Origin of the sequence: Flavobacterium poyangense, from assembly GCF_011751075.1 — a bacterium.
Classification (GTDB): Bacteria; Bacteroidota; Bacteroidia; order Flavobacteriales; family Flavobacteriaceae; genus Flavobacterium; species Flavobacterium poyangense.
This window is the reverse complement of sequence record NZ_JAALLN010000017.1, coordinates 24668-40669: the sequence shown is the minus strand read 5'-3', so window position 1 is coordinate 40669 and position 16002 is coordinate 24668. Positions and strand designations below refer to the sequence as shown.

The 16002-nt window shown below is 33.5% G+C and carries 16 protein-coding genes; 9 read left to right on the top strand and 7 right to left on the bottom strand.

Going from position 1 to position 16002, the window contains the following annotated elements; all coding sequences use genetic code 11:
* Window positions 1–39 precede the first annotated feature (39 nt).
* Window positions 40–678 (top strand): DUF4136 domain-containing protein, encoded by a 639-nt coding sequence (locus G3A47_RS18945; protein ID WP_166925227.1) that lies wholly within the window; start codon window positions 40–42, stop codon window positions 676–678.
* 101 nt (window positions 679–779) lie between these two features.
* Window positions 780–1787, top strand: coding sequence for a helix-turn-helix domain-containing protein (locus G3A47_RS18940; protein WP_166925225.1), 1008 nt, complete (start codon window positions 780–782; stop codon window positions 1785–1787).
* Window positions 1788–2030: 243 nt separating this feature from the next.
* On the opposite strand, the gene G3A47_RS18935 is transcribed toward G3A47_RS18940, so the two are convergent.
* From G3A47_RS18935 to G3A47_RS18925, 3 genes are all read right to left on the bottom strand, one after another.
* Window positions 2031–2981, bottom strand: coding sequence for a virulence RhuM family protein (locus tag G3A47_RS18935; protein ID WP_306783655.1), 951 nt, complete (start codon window positions 2979–2981; stop codon window positions 2031–2033).
* 133 nt (window positions 2982–3114) lie between these two features.
* Window positions 3115–3270, bottom strand: a complete 156-nt coding sequence (locus G3A47_RS18930) for a hypothetical protein (RefSeq protein ID WP_166925222.1) — start codon at window positions 3268–3270, stop codon at window positions 3115–3117.
* Window positions 3271–3566: 296 nt separating this feature from the next.
* Window positions 3567–4208 carry a protein-L-isoaspartate(D-aspartate) O-methyltransferase gene (locus tag G3A47_RS18925; RefSeq protein WP_047776342.1) on the bottom strand — a complete coding sequence of 214 codons (642 nt, stop codon included), beginning with the start codon at window positions 4206–4208 and terminating at the stop codon, window positions 3567–3569.
* Between the two features lie 357 nt (window positions 4209–4565).
* Here G3A47_RS18925 and G3A47_RS18920 point away from each other — a divergent pair, with 357 nt between their 5' ends.
* The 7 genes from G3A47_RS18920 (at window position 4566) to G3A47_RS18890 (ending at window position 11533) form a co-directional block, all read left to right on the top strand.
* Window positions 4566–5531, top strand: coding sequence for a Gfo/Idh/MocA family protein (locus tag G3A47_RS18920; RefSeq protein ID WP_166925220.1), 966 nt, complete (start codon window positions 4566–4568; stop codon window positions 5529–5531).
* A 92-nt stretch (window positions 5532–5623) separates the two neighbouring features.
* Window positions 5624–6511, top strand: coding sequence for a 3-hydroxyacyl-CoA dehydrogenase family protein (locus tag G3A47_RS18915; RefSeq protein WP_166925218.1), 888 nt, complete (start codon window positions 5624–5626; stop codon window positions 6509–6511).
* 130 nt (window positions 6512–6641) lie between these two features.
* The gene (locus tag G3A47_RS18910; RefSeq protein ID WP_166925216.1) at window positions 6642–7307 is read left to right on the top strand and encodes a YggS family pyridoxal phosphate-dependent enzyme; all 666 of its coding nucleotides are present in this window, start codon (window positions 6642–6644) and stop codon (window positions 7305–7307) included.
* A gap of 86 nt (window positions 7308–7393) precedes the next feature.
* On the top strand, window positions 7394–8755 hold the full coding sequence (locus G3A47_RS18905) for an exonuclease domain-containing protein (protein WP_166925214.1): 1362 nt from the start codon (window positions 7394–7396) through the stop codon (window positions 8753–8755).
* Between the two features lie 30 nt (window positions 8756–8785).
* Window positions 8786–9625 (top strand): ion transporter, encoded by an 840-nt coding sequence (locus G3A47_RS18900; RefSeq protein ID WP_166925212.1) that lies wholly within the window; start codon window positions 8786–8788, stop codon window positions 9623–9625.
* Between the two features lie 142 nt (window positions 9626–9767).
* Window positions 9768–10697: a tRNA (adenosine(37)-N6)-dimethylallyltransferase MiaA gene (miaA, locus tag G3A47_RS18895; protein ID WP_166925210.1), complete on the top strand. Its 930-nt coding sequence runs from the start codon at window positions 9768–9770 to the stop codon at window positions 10695–10697.
* A 95-nt stretch (window positions 10698–10792) separates the two neighbouring features.
* The gene (locus G3A47_RS18890; RefSeq protein ID WP_166925208.1) at window positions 10793–11533 is read left to right on the top strand and encodes an acyl-[acyl-carrier-protein] thioesterase; all 741 of its coding nucleotides are present in this window, start codon (window positions 10793–10795) and stop codon (window positions 11531–11533) included.
* Window positions 11534–11961: 428 nt separating this feature from the next.
* On the opposite strand, the gene G3A47_RS18885 is transcribed toward G3A47_RS18890, so the two are convergent.
* The 4 genes from G3A47_RS18885 to G3A47_RS18870 are packed head-to-tail and all read right to left on the bottom strand — an operon-like array spanning window position 11962 to window position 15924.
* The gene (locus G3A47_RS18885; RefSeq protein ID WP_166925206.1) at window positions 11962–12678 is read right to left on the bottom strand and encodes a response regulator transcription factor; all 717 of its coding nucleotides are present in this window, start codon (window positions 12676–12678) and stop codon (window positions 11962–11964) included.
* Between the two features lie 3 nt (window positions 12679–12681).
* On the bottom strand, window positions 12682–14268 hold the full coding sequence (locus tag G3A47_RS18880) for a sensor histidine kinase (RefSeq protein ID WP_166925204.1): 1587 nt from the start codon (window positions 14266–14268) through the stop codon (window positions 12682–12684).
* Window positions 14269–14327: 59 nt separating this feature from the next.
* Window positions 14328–14924 (bottom strand): dephospho-CoA kinase, encoded by a 597-nt coding sequence (gene coaE / locus G3A47_RS18875; protein ID WP_166925202.1) that lies wholly within the window; start codon window positions 14922–14924, stop codon window positions 14328–14330.
* Window position 14925: 1 nt separating this feature from the next.
* Window positions 14926–15924 (bottom strand): glycosyltransferase family 2 protein, encoded by a 999-nt coding sequence (locus G3A47_RS18870; protein WP_166925200.1) that lies wholly within the window; start codon window positions 15922–15924, stop codon window positions 14926–14928.
* Window positions 15925–16002: the final 78 nt, after the last annotated feature.

The following is a 16002-nucleotide window of genomic DNA, read 5'->3' as shown; positions in this document are numbered from 1 at the left end:
TACTTAGCTTTACTATAACGCTAACTTTAATTATAAAATATGAAAAAGTATTTATCTTTATTAGTTGTTTTAATTCTTTCAAGTTGTAGCAGTAATACAGTAATCGTAAGCAGTTGGAGAGATCCTAGCATTACCGTTGCTCAGGAACATTTTAAAAAAGTTCTGGTAGTTGCTTTGGTAAAAGATGAAGCCGCCAGAAGAACAACAGAAAACAGAATTGCGGCCGGCAATCCTGTCTTTAAAACCTCGTACCAATACATGAATGGAACTAACTTACACCTAACCAAAGAGCAGCAGCTAAAAATTTTGCAAGACGAAAATTTTGATGGTGTTATAACGATGCGTTTAGTGAGCAAGGAAAAAGAAACAAGTTATGTTCCTGGAACTTACACCGGAATGTACTACGGAGGTTTTGACGGTATGTACACAGGAATGTATGGCTATGGTTTTGGAAACTGGTATGGCATGTACTCCCCTAATTTCTACGATCCCGGATATTATCAGGAAACTACTGCTTATATGGTTGAAACGAATGTTTTCTCCTTAAAAGACAATAAACTCATCTGGACCGGAACTACAAAATCAGAATATGTTACCGATTTAGGGCAATCTGTTGATGCCATCATGCAGGCTGTTGTAAAAGAAATGAGAAAAGATGGTTCTTTACCACCTAAATAAAACCCGTAAACAATACTAAAAAAAGGCAATATTTCTGATAATGTCTTTTTTTATACTTAGCACAATGACTAAATTTGTCAAGACACTTATAATCCATACTAATGAAAACACTTCTTAAAAATGCCAGAGAACAAAAAGGGCTGAAAACTCGTGAAGTGGCTCAAATTCTTAGTATTGATCAGGCATTAATAAGTAAGTTTGAAAGTGGCACCCGAAGACCAACTAAAGAACAGGTTTTAAAATTATCCCAGCTTTTAGAAATTGATTATGAAACAATAATGATTGCCTGGCTAAAAGAAAAAATTCTTTACGAAATCGAAAACGAAGAGTTTGCTCTCAAGGCTTTATTGCTTGCCGAACATGAAATTCAGAACAACAGAAAAGAAATCAATTCTGTTCTTTTATCTTCGCTTCAGAATACTTTAGATGAAATCGAAATCTTAAAAAATCAAATTCAATCCTTTAATCCTTTCGAAACACGACAAATTTCGAAGACTTTAGAATTAGAATTCATCTTTAAGAGCCTTCGTTTAAACGGTAACTCCTTAACATTAGAAGAAACAAAGTCTATTATTAATGAAGGATTAACAATTGCAGGAAAAAGCATGCAGGAGCAGCTGGAAGCTATCAATTTACAGGAAACAGCAGCTTATATCAAAACTCTGATTCAGAAGAAAGCATCTTTAAACGAAAAAGAATTCCTTGCTCTGCACAATCTGCTATTTAAAGGAATTAAACCCGAAAGTTCAGGAAAATACAAGAATGATGCCTTGGCTGTGCGTGAAATAAATTCGTTTTTTAATTGGTACGAAACCCATAAAAACAACCTGCATCCGATCGTTTTAGCAGCTGAAAGTCACTTAAAAATAGCACAGATCAATCCTTTTGAACATGGAAACATACAAATGGCGAGTTTAACACTTAATTGGATCTTACTTCAAAGCAATTACACTTATGCCATTGTTGACAGCAATGAAGACAGTATTAATGAATACCTCTCTGTTTTAGAGCAAAGTCAACAGACAAATGACACCTCAATTTTCATCAATTACATACTCCGAATTGAAAAAGAAAATCTGGCTTATGCTATTGGATTGGTTTCTAAATAAAAAACCAAACCCGAAAAAACAACTAACTTTACTATTTTTTCACATCTTCCAAATAGAGCGTTTTAAATCTTATCGCATGTCTAGTACTCCCTTTAATTTCTTAGCAAAATTAAATTGAACCAGTACAGATTTACATAAATATCATTAATCATTACAAAGTTCCAGATCCTTTTGGTAGCTCTCCTGTCGATTTTATCTTTTCTATAATTTTATCAAAATCTGATTCATATTCGCGGTCTTGTACTATTCTAAATTTTTCATATTCAGTTTCAGCAATTTTTTAGCAACATCAGCCCTAAATTTTCCTGAATTCTTCAATAAATCATATTCGTTAAATTGCAAAAACGCATCAAGTTTATTTACCCAATCATTCATACTCATTAATTTGTTTCTTTTTGCTTGCAATTCCGCATAATCAAGATACATGTTAACTAAAATATTAAGTTCTGATATTTCATCTTCGTTTAAATAATTTTTAGCTACGCAAACATCTGTTTTCAAAACTTTACCTCCTGTATTTGAATTTTTAAAAGACGTTAAACCCATATTTGGCTTTTTAGAATCTGCACGCTCTTTTATTATTTCCGGCGCAGTTAAATGTGTTATAGCAAATTCTAATTTATTTTGTACCGTAGAAAAGAATACTTGTGTTATTTTTGATTTGGAATCATAATCTACTGAAGTGGCATATAAATCTGTTATTTTTTGATAGAATCGCCTTTCACTTGCTCTAATTTCACGAATTTTCTCTAATAATTCGTCAAAATAATCTTTACCAAATAAAGTTTTCCCTTGTTTCAATCTGTCATCATTCAATGCAAATCCTTTAATGAGATATTCTTTAAGCACATTAGTAGCCCATATTCTAAATTGAGTTGCTTTAACTGAATTCACTCGATACCCAACAGATATTATAGCATCTAAATTGTAGTATTCTACATTTCTCCTTACATTTCTTTTTCCTTCTTTCTGAACTATTTCCATTTTGGAAACAGTTCCATCGTATATCAATTCTCCTTCTTCAAAAATATTTGAGAGATGTTTGCTTATCGCAGGAACCTGTACTCCAAATATTTCGGCCATTGACAGTTGCGTAATCCAAACTGTATCTTTGTCTACTACTACATTTATATTAGTATTTCCACTTTCATTTGTATAAAAAATAAAATTACTGTTAGCTTCCAAATTATCCATTAATTAACATTTAATAAGTTAAACAATTCTTCAAATTACACAAAAACAGGTTTAAGATAATATATTGCTTTTCTTTCAATTGAACCTGAAAATAAAATTCATTCAAACATCTCAAAAGATAACTGTACCACAACTAATTACATACTCCATTATAATCTATTGTAAATTCCTCAAAACCTTTCAATAACATCCCTTCTGTTTCAGAGTCATCAAAACTAACATATTGTTTATTAACACGATTTACAAAATGATGATCGTAGCCGATATCTAAACCTCCGTAACTTAGCATTCATCAGATATATTTAGGTTATCAGTATTTATATATGATTTTTACAATAAACTATATCATCCTACTTTGCTATATCAACTATTAAAAAAATCACTTTCTTAACAAAACAGCCAGTCATATACCAGAAAAGGCCTTTTTGAATTTATAATCTTTAGACGCTTTATCAAACGAACAAATTACGCTTTCATTCCAATGCAAAATTTCCAAATGATCAATACTAAATTGTTCATTTGGAAACCTTTTTACTAAATATTTTACTTATTCTTTTTTAATCTGACAAACAACTTATTATCAACTTAATTCTTATCTTCTAATAATGGAACAAATCTAAATTCTCCAAACTCATGTTTTTCAAATTGTGTTTCATTTTTACGAATCAGTAAAGTCATAATCTGAACATCTTCTCCTAGCGGAATAACCAGTCTCCCCCCTATTTTCAACTGTGCCATAAGGGGTTGCGGGATAAAAGGAGCGCCTGCCGTTACAATAATACTGTCAAAAGGAGCAAAATTCGGCAATCCTTTATAACCATCACCAAATGACAAATGTTTGGGACGAATATTCAATTTCGGGAATAAATTGGAAGTGGTCTTAAACAACTCATTTTGTCTTTCTACACTAAACACTTTAGCACCCAACATGCACAAAACAGCAGTTTGATATCCTGACCCAGTTCCGATTTCCAGAATTTTATGTTCCTTTTTAACTTCTAATAACTGTGATTGAAAAGCGACAGTATAAGGCTGCGAAATAGTTTGTCCGGCCCCTATAGGAAACGCTTTGTCCTGATAGGCATAATCCTCAAAACTGGAGTTAAGAAAAAGGTGTCTTGGAATCTTTTTAATCGCTTCCAAAACTGCTTTATCGGTTATTCCCTTTTGTTCTAAAGTGCTTACTAACTGATTACGAAGTCCTTGATGTTTGGCAGTATCTTTCAAAGTTGGTCTTTTTATTTTTGGCAAAAATAAGAAAACAAATCATGAATTATCAACTACTTTTTAACCATTTCGCCTCTATTTTTGATTAAAAACCTAATCCTAATGAATACTAATATTTTATGATAAAAATCACAGCTGCTCTTTCTTCACTTTTAGTGACATTATGAATAATTAAGCCCTTTCTTTTTGTATTCCTTCGAACATCAGTCGTATAAATAAGCTTCACAGAATTTATTTTCAGCAACTGATTTTTTCAAAAAGTATTGTATTGAATGGATTTACTAAATCGTTAAATCTTTAAGGCATTAACTTTCACTTTTAACAAATAAATTCTATTTTTGTTTAAAATACATTATCATGTTAAAAGTGGGAGTTTTAGGTGCTGGTCATCTGGGTAAAATACATTTACGTTTATTACAACAATCTGACAAGTACGAATTAGTTGGATTTTACGACGAAAATCAAGAGAATGCCGAAAGAATTTCAAAAGAATTTGGCTACACTAACTTCAGTACTATTGCAAAATTAATCCATGCTGTTGATGTAATCGACATTGTAACACCAACACTATCGCATTACAAATGTGCAAAAGTTGCCATCAAATCAGGAAAACATATCTTTATAGAGAAACCTATTGCCAATACGGTTGAAGAAGCAGAAGAAATCATTGCTTTAGCAAAAGAATACAATGTAAAAGGGCAAGTAGGTCATGTGGAGCGCTTTAATCCGGCGTTTATTGCAACCAAAAATATGATCGAAAATCCGATGTTTATTGAAACACATCGTTTGGCCGAATTTAATCCGCGTGGTACAGACGTTCCGGTAGTTTTAGATTTGATGATTCACGATATTGATGCTATTCTTAGTGTTGTAAAATCAAAAGTAAAAAACATCAATGCAAGTGGCGTTTCTGTAATTAGCGAAACTCCGGATATTGCAAATGCCCGAATTGAATTCGAAAATGGTTGTGTTGCCAACTTAACGGCAAGCAGAATTTCTTTGAAAAACATGCGCAAAACGCGTTTTTTTCAAAGAGATGCCTATATTTCGGTTGATTTCTTAGAGAAAAAATGCGAGGTAGTCCGCATGAAAGACGCTCCTGAAGTTCCGGGAGACTTTGATATGATTCTGCAAAATGCTGAAGGTATAAAAAAACAAATCTACTTCACCAATCCTGATGTAGAGCAAAACAACGCGATTTTAGACGAATTAGAATCCTTTGCTAATGCAATTATTACAGATACCACACCAGTGGTAACTTTGGAGCAAGCTACCGATGCTTTACGTGTTGCGTATCAAATCATCGACTGCTTTGATAAATAATATAAAACATAACTAACTAATCTTTTAAGGTTTAAAGCGGGAAGAAAAACCGCTTTAAACCTTAACTTTTTAAAATTTAAATACTAAACTAAATGAAGACTATAGCTGTAATTGGTGCAGGAACAATGGGTAACGGAATTGCTCATACTTTTGCACAAAGTGGTTTTGTTGTAAAACTTATTGATGTTTCAGAAAAATCATTAGACAAAGGAATGGCAACTATTGCCGCCAATCTTGATCGAATGCAAGCAAAAGGAACTATTACTCCTGAAGAAGTTGCTAAAACGATCACCAATATTATTACTTATACCGACATCAAAGACGGTGTTGTTGGCGTCGATTTAGTAGTGGAAGCTGCAACAGAAAATGTGGAGTTGAAATTGAATATTTTCAAACAATTAAACGAAGTCTGTTCACACAACACAATTCTGGCAACAAACACTTCTTCGATTTCAATTACGCAAATCGGAGCCGTAGTAACACATCCGGAACGCGTTATCGGAATGCATTTTATGAATCCGGTGCCAATCATGAAGTTGGTAGAGATTATCCGCGGTTACAATACTAGCGATGAAGTAACAAAAATCATCATGGATCTGTCTGAGAAATTAGGTAAAACACCAGTTGAAGTAAACGATTACCCGGGTTTTGTGGCTAACAGAATTTTAATGCCAATGTTAAACGAAGCTATCGAAACCTTATACAATAAAGTTGCCGGAGTTTATGAAATTGATACCGTAATGAAATTAGGAATGGGACATCCGATGGGACCATTACAATTGGCTGATTTTATTGGACTTGATGTTTGCCTTGCTATTTTAAATGTAATGTATGAAGGTTTCAAAAATCCTAAATACGCCCCTTGCCCATTATTAGTAAATATGGTGCGTGCCGGAAAATTGGGTGTAAAATCCGGTGAAGGTTTTTATGACTATAGCGAAAGCAAAAAAGCAGAAAAAATTTCGAAGCAGTTTTTGTAAAATTTTCATTTGTTTGTGAAAATAAGTCAAACACAATTTAAAAATAGAAAATCACGAAATAGACTTTTTGTATTCCAACACGGAAATATAAGAAATTAAACGTGTCACTTTCCAAAACAGAACTAAATAAATGTCAATAGCCTCTAAATTAAATTCCATAAAAGCTACATTACCGGAAAACGTAACCCTGGTTGCTGTTTCTAAAACAAAACCTGTAGCCGATTTAATGGAAGCTTACGAAGCCGGTCAGCGCATTTTCGGAGAAAACAAAATCCAGGAAATGACAGACAAGTGGGAACAAATGCCAAAAGATATCCAATGGCATATGATTGGGCACGTGCAAACAAATAAAGTCAAATTTATGGCTCCGTTTGTAAGTCTGATTCATGGAGTTGACAGCTTAAAATTATTGCAGGAAATCAACAAACAGGCAGCAAAGAACAACAGAGTTATTGATTGCCTGTTACAAATGCATATTGCCGAAGAAGAAACTAAATTTGGTCTTGATGAAAACGAATTAAACACACTCCTCGCATCAACCGAATTTAAAGAAATGAAAAACATTCGGATTCTTGGATTAATGGGAATGGCAACTTTTACAGAAAATCAAAACCAAATAAAAAAAGAATTTATATATTTAAAATATATTTTTGATTCGTTGCGTGATAGAGATGCACAGCAGTGCATCTCTACCATTTCAACGATTTCAATGGGAATGTCCGGCGATTACCAACTTGCTATAGCATGTGGCAGCACAATGGTTCGTATTGGCAGCAGCATTTTTGGAGGACGCTAATATTATTAACTATCGTAAAGACGCACAGCAGTGCGTCTTTACAGTAGAGATGCTGCTGTGCATCTCTACCGAAAATTAAAATTTATTTGTACGCAATACTAGACATAGAAACAACTGGAGGGCAGTTTAATGAAGAAGGAATTACCGAAATCGCCATATATAGATTTGATGGACATGAGGTAATTGACCAATTCATTAGCCTTGTTAATCCGGAAATTCCGATTCAGCCCTTTGTGGTTAAATTAACCGGAATTAATAATGCTATGTTGCGATCAGCACCTAAGTTTTTTGAAATCGCCAAAAGGATTATCGAAATCACTGCTGACTGTATCATTGTAGCACACAACGCTTCTTTTGATTACAGAATTCTTCGAACGGAATTCCGTCGCTTAGGTTATAATTTTGAAGCCAGAACACTTTGTACCGTAGAACTTTCTAAAAAGCTAATACCGGAGCAAACTTCTTATAGTTTAGGAAAATTGGTTCGTGCACTTGGAATACCAATGGCAGACAGACATCGTGCCAGTGGCGATGCTATGGCCACTGTTAAGTTGTTTAAAATGCTCTTAGAAAAAGACTTGGAGAAAACAATCGTAAAAGATTTTATAAAACTCGAAGTCGAAAAAGGAATCGCTCCAAAATTACTGGATCTCCTGAAACAAATGCCAAGCAAAACAGGTGTATACTATATTCATAACGAAAAAGGTACCTTGATTTACATTGGTAAAAGTCAGAATATAAAAAAACGAATCAATCAGCATTTTACCGGAATCACAACAAAGAGCAAAAAAATACAAAAAGAAGCTTTTACGATAACTTACGACGAGACCGGAAGCGAATTAATCGCGCTTTTAAAAGAAAGCGAGGAAATAAAAATAAACCGTCCCAGATACAATCGTTCACAGCGAAAAACGATTTTTCAATATGCCTTATACGCCGAAAAAGATGAAAATGGATATATGAATCTTAAGCTTGAAAAAGCAGACGGCCGCAAAAAAGAAATCACCTCGTTTGCTACCTTACAAGAAGGTAAAAACGCTCTTTTCAGGTTTACGACAAAATACCATTTATGTCAAAAGCTAACCGGATTGTATCAAAGCAAAAAAGAATGCTTTCAATACAAAATCAAAGAATGTGATGGCGCTTGTATAGGCGAAGTAACTGCCGAAGTATACAACGAAAGAGTTCAGCAATTTATAACCGAAAACAGCTTCGAAAACAAAAGCATGATCTTGATTGACAGAGGCCGAAACATAAACGAACGTAGCGCCATCCTGATCGAAAATGGAATCTATAAGGGATATGCTTATTATGATCTGAATTATCAAATTACAAATATTGAGATCCTAAAAAACATTCTTATCCCAATGCAAAACAATCGTGATGTAAAAAACATCATACAAAACGACATTCGCAAAAGTAAAACGTTAAAAATCCTATATTTTTAATCCTTACAAACTTTACGTATCTTCGTAGAAATGACAAGACCTAAATCAAAATACGAGATTTTTAGAGAACAAACCAAAATCATCCTCTACGGCACGAACACCTTTTGGGGACGTCTGTTTGATCTGGTACTGCTCGGTCTGATTCTATTAAGTGTCATTCTGGTAATGCTTGACACTGTAGAAGGCATCAACAGCAAATACCATTCTCAGCTATTGATATGCGAATGGATTATTACCGTATTCTTTACAATCGAATACATTTTGCGCATAATAGCCATTCAGAAACCGTTGCGATACGTTTTTAGTTTCTATGGTATTATTGATTTACTCGCCATTTTACCTATGTACATGTCGATCTTTTTCCCGGGCACCAGCATACTGACGATCGTACGAATTTTGCGGTTTCTAAGATTATTCAAAATTCTGCATATACCCCAAATTTCACATCAGTCTTTTCAGTTAAAAGAAGCATTGCAAGCCAGCAAAGAAAAAATTCTTGTTTTCATCTATTTTGTAATCATTAGCGCTATAATTATAGGAGCTTTGATGTATGTTGTAGAAGGAAGAGAAAGTGGTTTTACCAGTATTCCGGTAGGTATCTACTGGGCAATAGTAACCCTCACTACAGTAGGATATGGCGACATCTCACCGGCAACACCTTTAGGGCAATTTTTAGCCTCTCTGGTTATGATTATGGGTTACGGAATTATAGCCGTCCCAACCGGAATTGTTACGGCCGAATTTGCAAAAAGCAGCTTGAAAGGTAACGCAGTCAGCACAAAAAACACCTGCAAAAAATGCAATGCCCAACTGCACTTCGACAACGCAAAATACTGTCACGAATGCGGAACCGAATTAACAAAAAATTAATCCATAAAACTATTCCAAACACAACAGTTAACTATACCTTCTTTTAATTCCATATCCTAAAACAAAAAAAAAACTCACAAGTCGCTCTTTTTCACTAAATAAACTATAACTCCGGATTTGCATTCTCCTCCGGGCTACCAATATGAAATATCTAATCACCATCGTCGGACCAACAGCTATAGGCAAAACAGCCTTAAGTATTGCTTTGGCACAACATTTCAAATGCGAGATTATATCTTGCGACAGCCGTCAGTTTTTTAAAGAAATGACTATTGGTACGGCAGTTCCACACGAAGAAGAGCTGCAAGCTGCACCACACCATTTCATTCAAAATAAATCTATTTTTGAAAATTATACCGTTGGCGATTATGAGAAAGAAGCCTTGATAAAACTAGATGTACTGTTTCAGCAAGGCGATTTCGCTATCCTAATTGGCGGTTCAGGTTTGTATGTGGATGCAGTATTAAAAGGTTTTGACGAATTTCCGGAAATTGATCCTGAGATTAGAACTGAGGTAAATTCAAATTACGAAAAACTCGGAATTCATTATCTACAGGAGCAACTAAAAAAACTAGATCCCGATTATTATCAAAAAATAACGACCGAAAACCCGCAGACTTTACAAAATCCGCAACGAATGATGCGATTTACTGAAGTTTGTCTGGGTACCGGAAAACCGTATTCTTCTTTCCTTAATCAGAAAAAAGGCAATAGAAATTTCACTTCGATTCTCATTGGCTTAGAAGCCGACAGAGCTGTTATTTACAACCGCATCAATCAACGTGTTGACCTTATGATACAGGGCGGTTTACTTGCAGAGGCCGAAAGACTTTATCCTAATAAAGCGTTAAATGCTTTACAAACGGTCGGTTACCGGGAATTATTTAGTTATTTTGACAAAGAATTCACTCTTGGCTTTGCAATCGAAGAAATCAAGAAAAACACCCGTCGTTTTGCCAAACGCCAACTGACGTGGTTTAAACGAAATGAAAATACAAAATGGTTTGATTATGCCACACCAAAAAGTGAAATCATAGAATACATTCAGTCGAAAGTGAAAAGTGAAAAGTGAGAAGCGAAAAACTTAATACTTAATACTTAATACTTATAACCTTCCACTAAAAATCTAAAATCTAAAGTCTAAAATCTAAAATTCCCCCTCCACCAATGCCTATATCTCCAAATTTCACTTCCGTTTTAAGCAAAGACTGGGAGATTAATTTTACACAATGCACACCTAACGGTTATTTAAAATATACCGATTTGTGTAACCTTTTACAGTTAACCGCTGCTGCACATTCAGAAGTTGGAGGCATCAGCTTTACTGATATGCAGGAATTTGATCAGGCCTGGGTATTAAGCCGAATGCGTGTTGAAATAACTGCTTTACCAAAATGGCAGGATACCGTAACCGTAAAAACCTGGATCAACAGCCTTGAAAATTCACGCTCTGTTCGTGCGTTGGAAATGTACGTAAACGGTAAAAAAATTGTTGGCAGCGAAACATTTTGGGCAGTATTCAATACTAAGGCCCGTCGTCCGGAAGCACTAGCTTTACCTTACCAACATTTTGAATTGTTTCCTGAAAACCGAGCCACTGTAGAAGGCTTCTCTAAAATAAATGTGAATCCTGAAAAAGAATCTGTTTTTGAAAAAACGGTTTATTTATCCGATTTAGACATTGTAAACCACGCCAATAATGTAAAATATCTCGAATGGTGTTTAGATCATGTAGACCCAAACAAAATTTTAAAACAGGAAATCAGCAGTTTTGAAATGAATTTCATGAAAGAACTCTCTTTAAATGATGCTGTAGTTATTCATGAAAGTGAAACAGAGACCGACACTACTTTTAGCATCACCAAAGAGGACAAAATCTGCTTTGCCTTACAGGTACATTGGAAATAAAAGCCTTTACATAAATAAAACCCTGAGAAACTCAGCGGTAAAGAGCTTAAACGCAAGGTACACAAAGGATCACGCAAAGTACACAAAGATTAACTATAAGACTTTTCACATAAAGCTTTGAGAACTTTGCGGTTAAACAAACACAACAGCAAAAAATCCTTGCGAGCTCCTTGTTTACGTAGAAATTTTCTCACGCAGATTCGGCAGATTTGTTCAGATTATTTTTATCCGAGCCAAAAATAAAAATATCGGCTTAATCCGCAAAATCTGCGTGCCTAAAAACTTTGCGAGCGGTTAAAATAAACTCAAGTCTTACTAAAGAAGGAAGTCTTTGTAAAAACAAAACTTTTATTCTAACCCGAATAAAATGTAACGAATACAAAAAAAAGCTCTGATTTCTCAGAGCTTTTTTATTATTTTGAATCTGCTTATTCAGTAATTTTGCTTTTAACAACTAATCTGAAACCTTCACCGTGGATGTTTAAGATTTCAACATCTTCATCTGCTTTTAGATATTTTCTAAGTTTAGCGATGTAAACGTCCATACTTCTTGAAGTAAAATAGTTGTCGTCTCTCCATATTTTAGTTAATGCTAATTCTCTCGGCATCAAATCATTTTCATGAAGAATAAGCATTTTAAGCAATTCATTCTCTTTTGGAGATAATTTAATTGCTTCTTCGTTTTCAAAAGTTAAGAATCTCAGTTTAGAGTTTAAGTGAAATTTACCAATATTAAACTCAAATTGTACTTGTTCTGCTTTAGTATCCGCAGATTTTCTTTGGATAATAGCTTTGATTTTCATCAATAAAACTTCTGAATCAAAAGGTTTATTCAAATAATCATCAGCACCTGCTTTGTACCCTTTTAACACATCCTCTTTCATCGATTTTGCAGTTAAGAAGATAATTGGCACTTCGCTGTTTTTCTCTCTAATTTCTTTTGCTAAAGTATAACCATCTTTATAAGGCATCATTACATCAAGAATACATAAATCATACACATCTTTCTTGAATTTTTCGAAACCTTCCATACCGTTTTTAGCTAAAGTAACTTCAAAGTCATTTAACATTAGATAATCTTTAAGAACTGCCCCGAAATTAAGGTCATCTTCTACTAAAAGTATTCTTTTGTTATTATTTTCCATATTTTAATTTATTAATGGTATTTTTATTATAAAGGTGCTACCTTTTCCTTTTTCGCTTTCAACATATACTTGACCATTGTGATCCTCAACTATCCTTTTTACATAAGCAAGACCTAAACCATGTCCTTTTACATTATGTAGGTCTCCGGTATGTTCTCTGTAAAATTTCTCAAAAACTCTTTTTTGAGCAATCTTACTCATACCTAAACCATTATCTTTTACTTTTATCAGAATCATGTCCTTAACATTTTCTGTAAAAATTTCAATTTCAGGTGTATCCGGCGAATATTTTATTGCATTTTCTAAAATATTTACCAAAACATTTGTAAAATGAACTTCATTGATCAGACAGGTTGTTCTGGCAGCATTCAAATGCTTAACAACAGTCCCTTGTCTGTCTTCTAAAATTAAATTTACATGCTCAATTGCATCATCAATAATATCATGAACTGCGGTTGGCTCTTTTGTAATATCCAATTCTCTTTTTTCTAATTTAGAGATTCTAAGAACATTTTCGACTTGCGCATGCATTCTCTTATTTTCATCCCTAATCATCTGAAGATAACGATACACTTTTTCTTTATCTTCAATAATTTTAGGATTTCTAATGGCGTCAAGCGCCAAATTTATTGTTGCAATCGGAGTTTTAAACTCATGCGTCATATTATTTATAAAATCTGTTTTGATTTCAGAAATATGTTTCTGTCGCAATAATTGATTTAACGCACTTGTATAGGCTACTATTATAATTAATGTAAAAATTATTGATAGTATGGTAATACTTAATAATTCAGATAATAAAAACTTCTTTTTGTGCGGAAATGTAATAAACAATTCATACTTACTATTTCCTTCATTATCTGTATATATAGGTACGTGATAACTCGCATCCTTATCATAATGAAAACCTTCAGATTTTACCTTTGTTGCCAGGCCACTATTTAAAACACCATATTCGAATTTGGTTTTAACACCATATTCTTCTAATTCCTTTTTTAATAGTTTTTGAAGCTTATCTCCAGTTATTCTTCCTTCTATTGGGGTTAAAGAAGCAATATCTTTGTACTGAATTTGTTGTTGTACTTTATTTAATATGTCTAAACTACCTGATTTCTCGATTTTAAGATCCGGTATAACTGTTTGATTCAGAGAATTATTATCAACACTATTATTATTGTTATAAACTTCTGTAACTCGTTTTGCACTGAAGTTTTTAAATCTCTCGCTGCTGAATTTTTTATTAAAAAGCGAACCGCTAATATCGTAATCCTCAGATGTCAGTGTATTAGAATAAATAATGGTCTTATTTGTTTTCGTATTTCTCTGAACATAATAAACCTGAAGCAAATCTTCTTTTTTGGGAATTTTACCGGTACTGTCTTTTATTCTGTTGTATTTGTCATAAAAACTGTACTCTTCCTGCTGTTCAAGTTTGTCTGCAACATTTCCAATTACCTGAGTAACATGATACTTAAACTGTTCGTCATTATTTTTAAAAGACGAGTTAAACCAATATACTTGAACCAGAATTATCCCAATTAAGGACAAGCTCATTAGTAAAACAAGTATTCTAAAAAATAATTTATTCATCGAAACAAAATTAATATTTTAACAATATACTAAATAATACATTAACCAAATATTAACATTTAAGACTGTTTTTGTTTTATATTTAAAATTTTAAGAATTTTAACAACTTCTTCTTTAGCTTTTTCAAGATTCTCGTTATTAATTACAAAATTGCTTCCAGAAATGCGTTTTTCATCATTCCATTGCATTTTCATACGGCTTAAAACGTGCTCTCTTGTGGTATTGTCACGTTCTAATACCCTTTTTATTCTTACTTCTTCCGGAGCAGTAACTGTTATTATAAAATCACATTCTTTATAACGCCCGCTTTCAAATAAAATTGCAGCTTCGTAAATTACATATTCGTCATTTTTGTGACTCAATAACCATGCCTCGAAATCCTCTTTTACGGCAGGATGCACAATCGAATTCAATTGGTTTAATTTTTCCTTATCCTTAAACACAATCTCTGCCAGTTTAGGTCTGCTTAAAATAGTATCCTCAAAAACTACCTCTCCAAAAATCGCTTTGATCTCCTTAATGATATTTTCAGACTGCATTACTTTTCTGGCGCCGTCATCTGCGATATAAACCGGAACCCCCAACTCATTAAAATAGTTCGCGATTGTTGTTTTACCACTTCCAATGCCACCCGTCAAACCAATAACTTTTGTCATACTATAATTTAAAAAACATACGAGGAAATGCTTCTTGTGGTTTTTTCTTTAAAAGAATAATCTTAACAAATGATTTTAAGAATCCTGTTCCATAACCATAAAATTGTTTCCAAACTGCAATTACCGACAAATACCCGATTTTAATACTCTTATTTTGAATGCTGGCTACAATAAAAATAATAGCGAAATATACAAAATATAATTGTAAGAAAAGGTCAATATTAAAAATTAACAATAAAAAAGCTACTAATAACCCAATTAAGAACACAGTAGGAAAGAAAAAAGTAATCTTATTGTGCTCTGGGTACCAACTGTTTAAAATAGGTCTCGCGATTCCAAACTTATGCACCTGAACAGAGAATTTTTCCCAGTCTATTCTACGTTTATGATATACAAATGCGTTTGGAAACAATCGGGTTTCAAATCCTAAATTCCACAAACGAATCGATAAATCAGGATCCTCTCCGGGATGAATATTTCCAAAACCATTTGAAATCTCGAAAGCTTTCTTTGAAATCCCCATATTAAAACTTCTTGGCTGAAATTTATTAATTTTCTCAGATCCACCACGAATTCCTCCGGTTGTAAGAAAGGAAGTCATAGCAAAGTTTATCGCTTTTTGAATGTTAGAAAAACTATCAAGTGCCTTGTCAGGTCCTCCAAAACAGTCTACATAATTTTTATCTAATTCTTTTCGAACTTCGGTCAGATAATTAGACGGAATAATACAATCTGAATCAAAAATGATAAAATAATCACCTCTCGCCTTTCGCATTCCAAAATTTCTTGAATCTCCGGGCCCTGAATTTTCTTTGAAATAATAAGAAATATTAAGTTTTCCCTGATACGTCATCACAACATCTTTACATGGTACTGAAGAACCATCTTCGACAAGAACAATTTCAAAAGCTTCATTATAATCAGACTTGGATAAACTTTCTAAAAGCTCATCAACTTCGTCTGGTCGATTATACACGGGTATAATTAAAGAAAAAATCATAACGGAATAGGGGGTATTAAAGTGGTAACTGTTTTAAATTTGAAAATTTCAACAAAGATATGGTATATTCACAAAAAA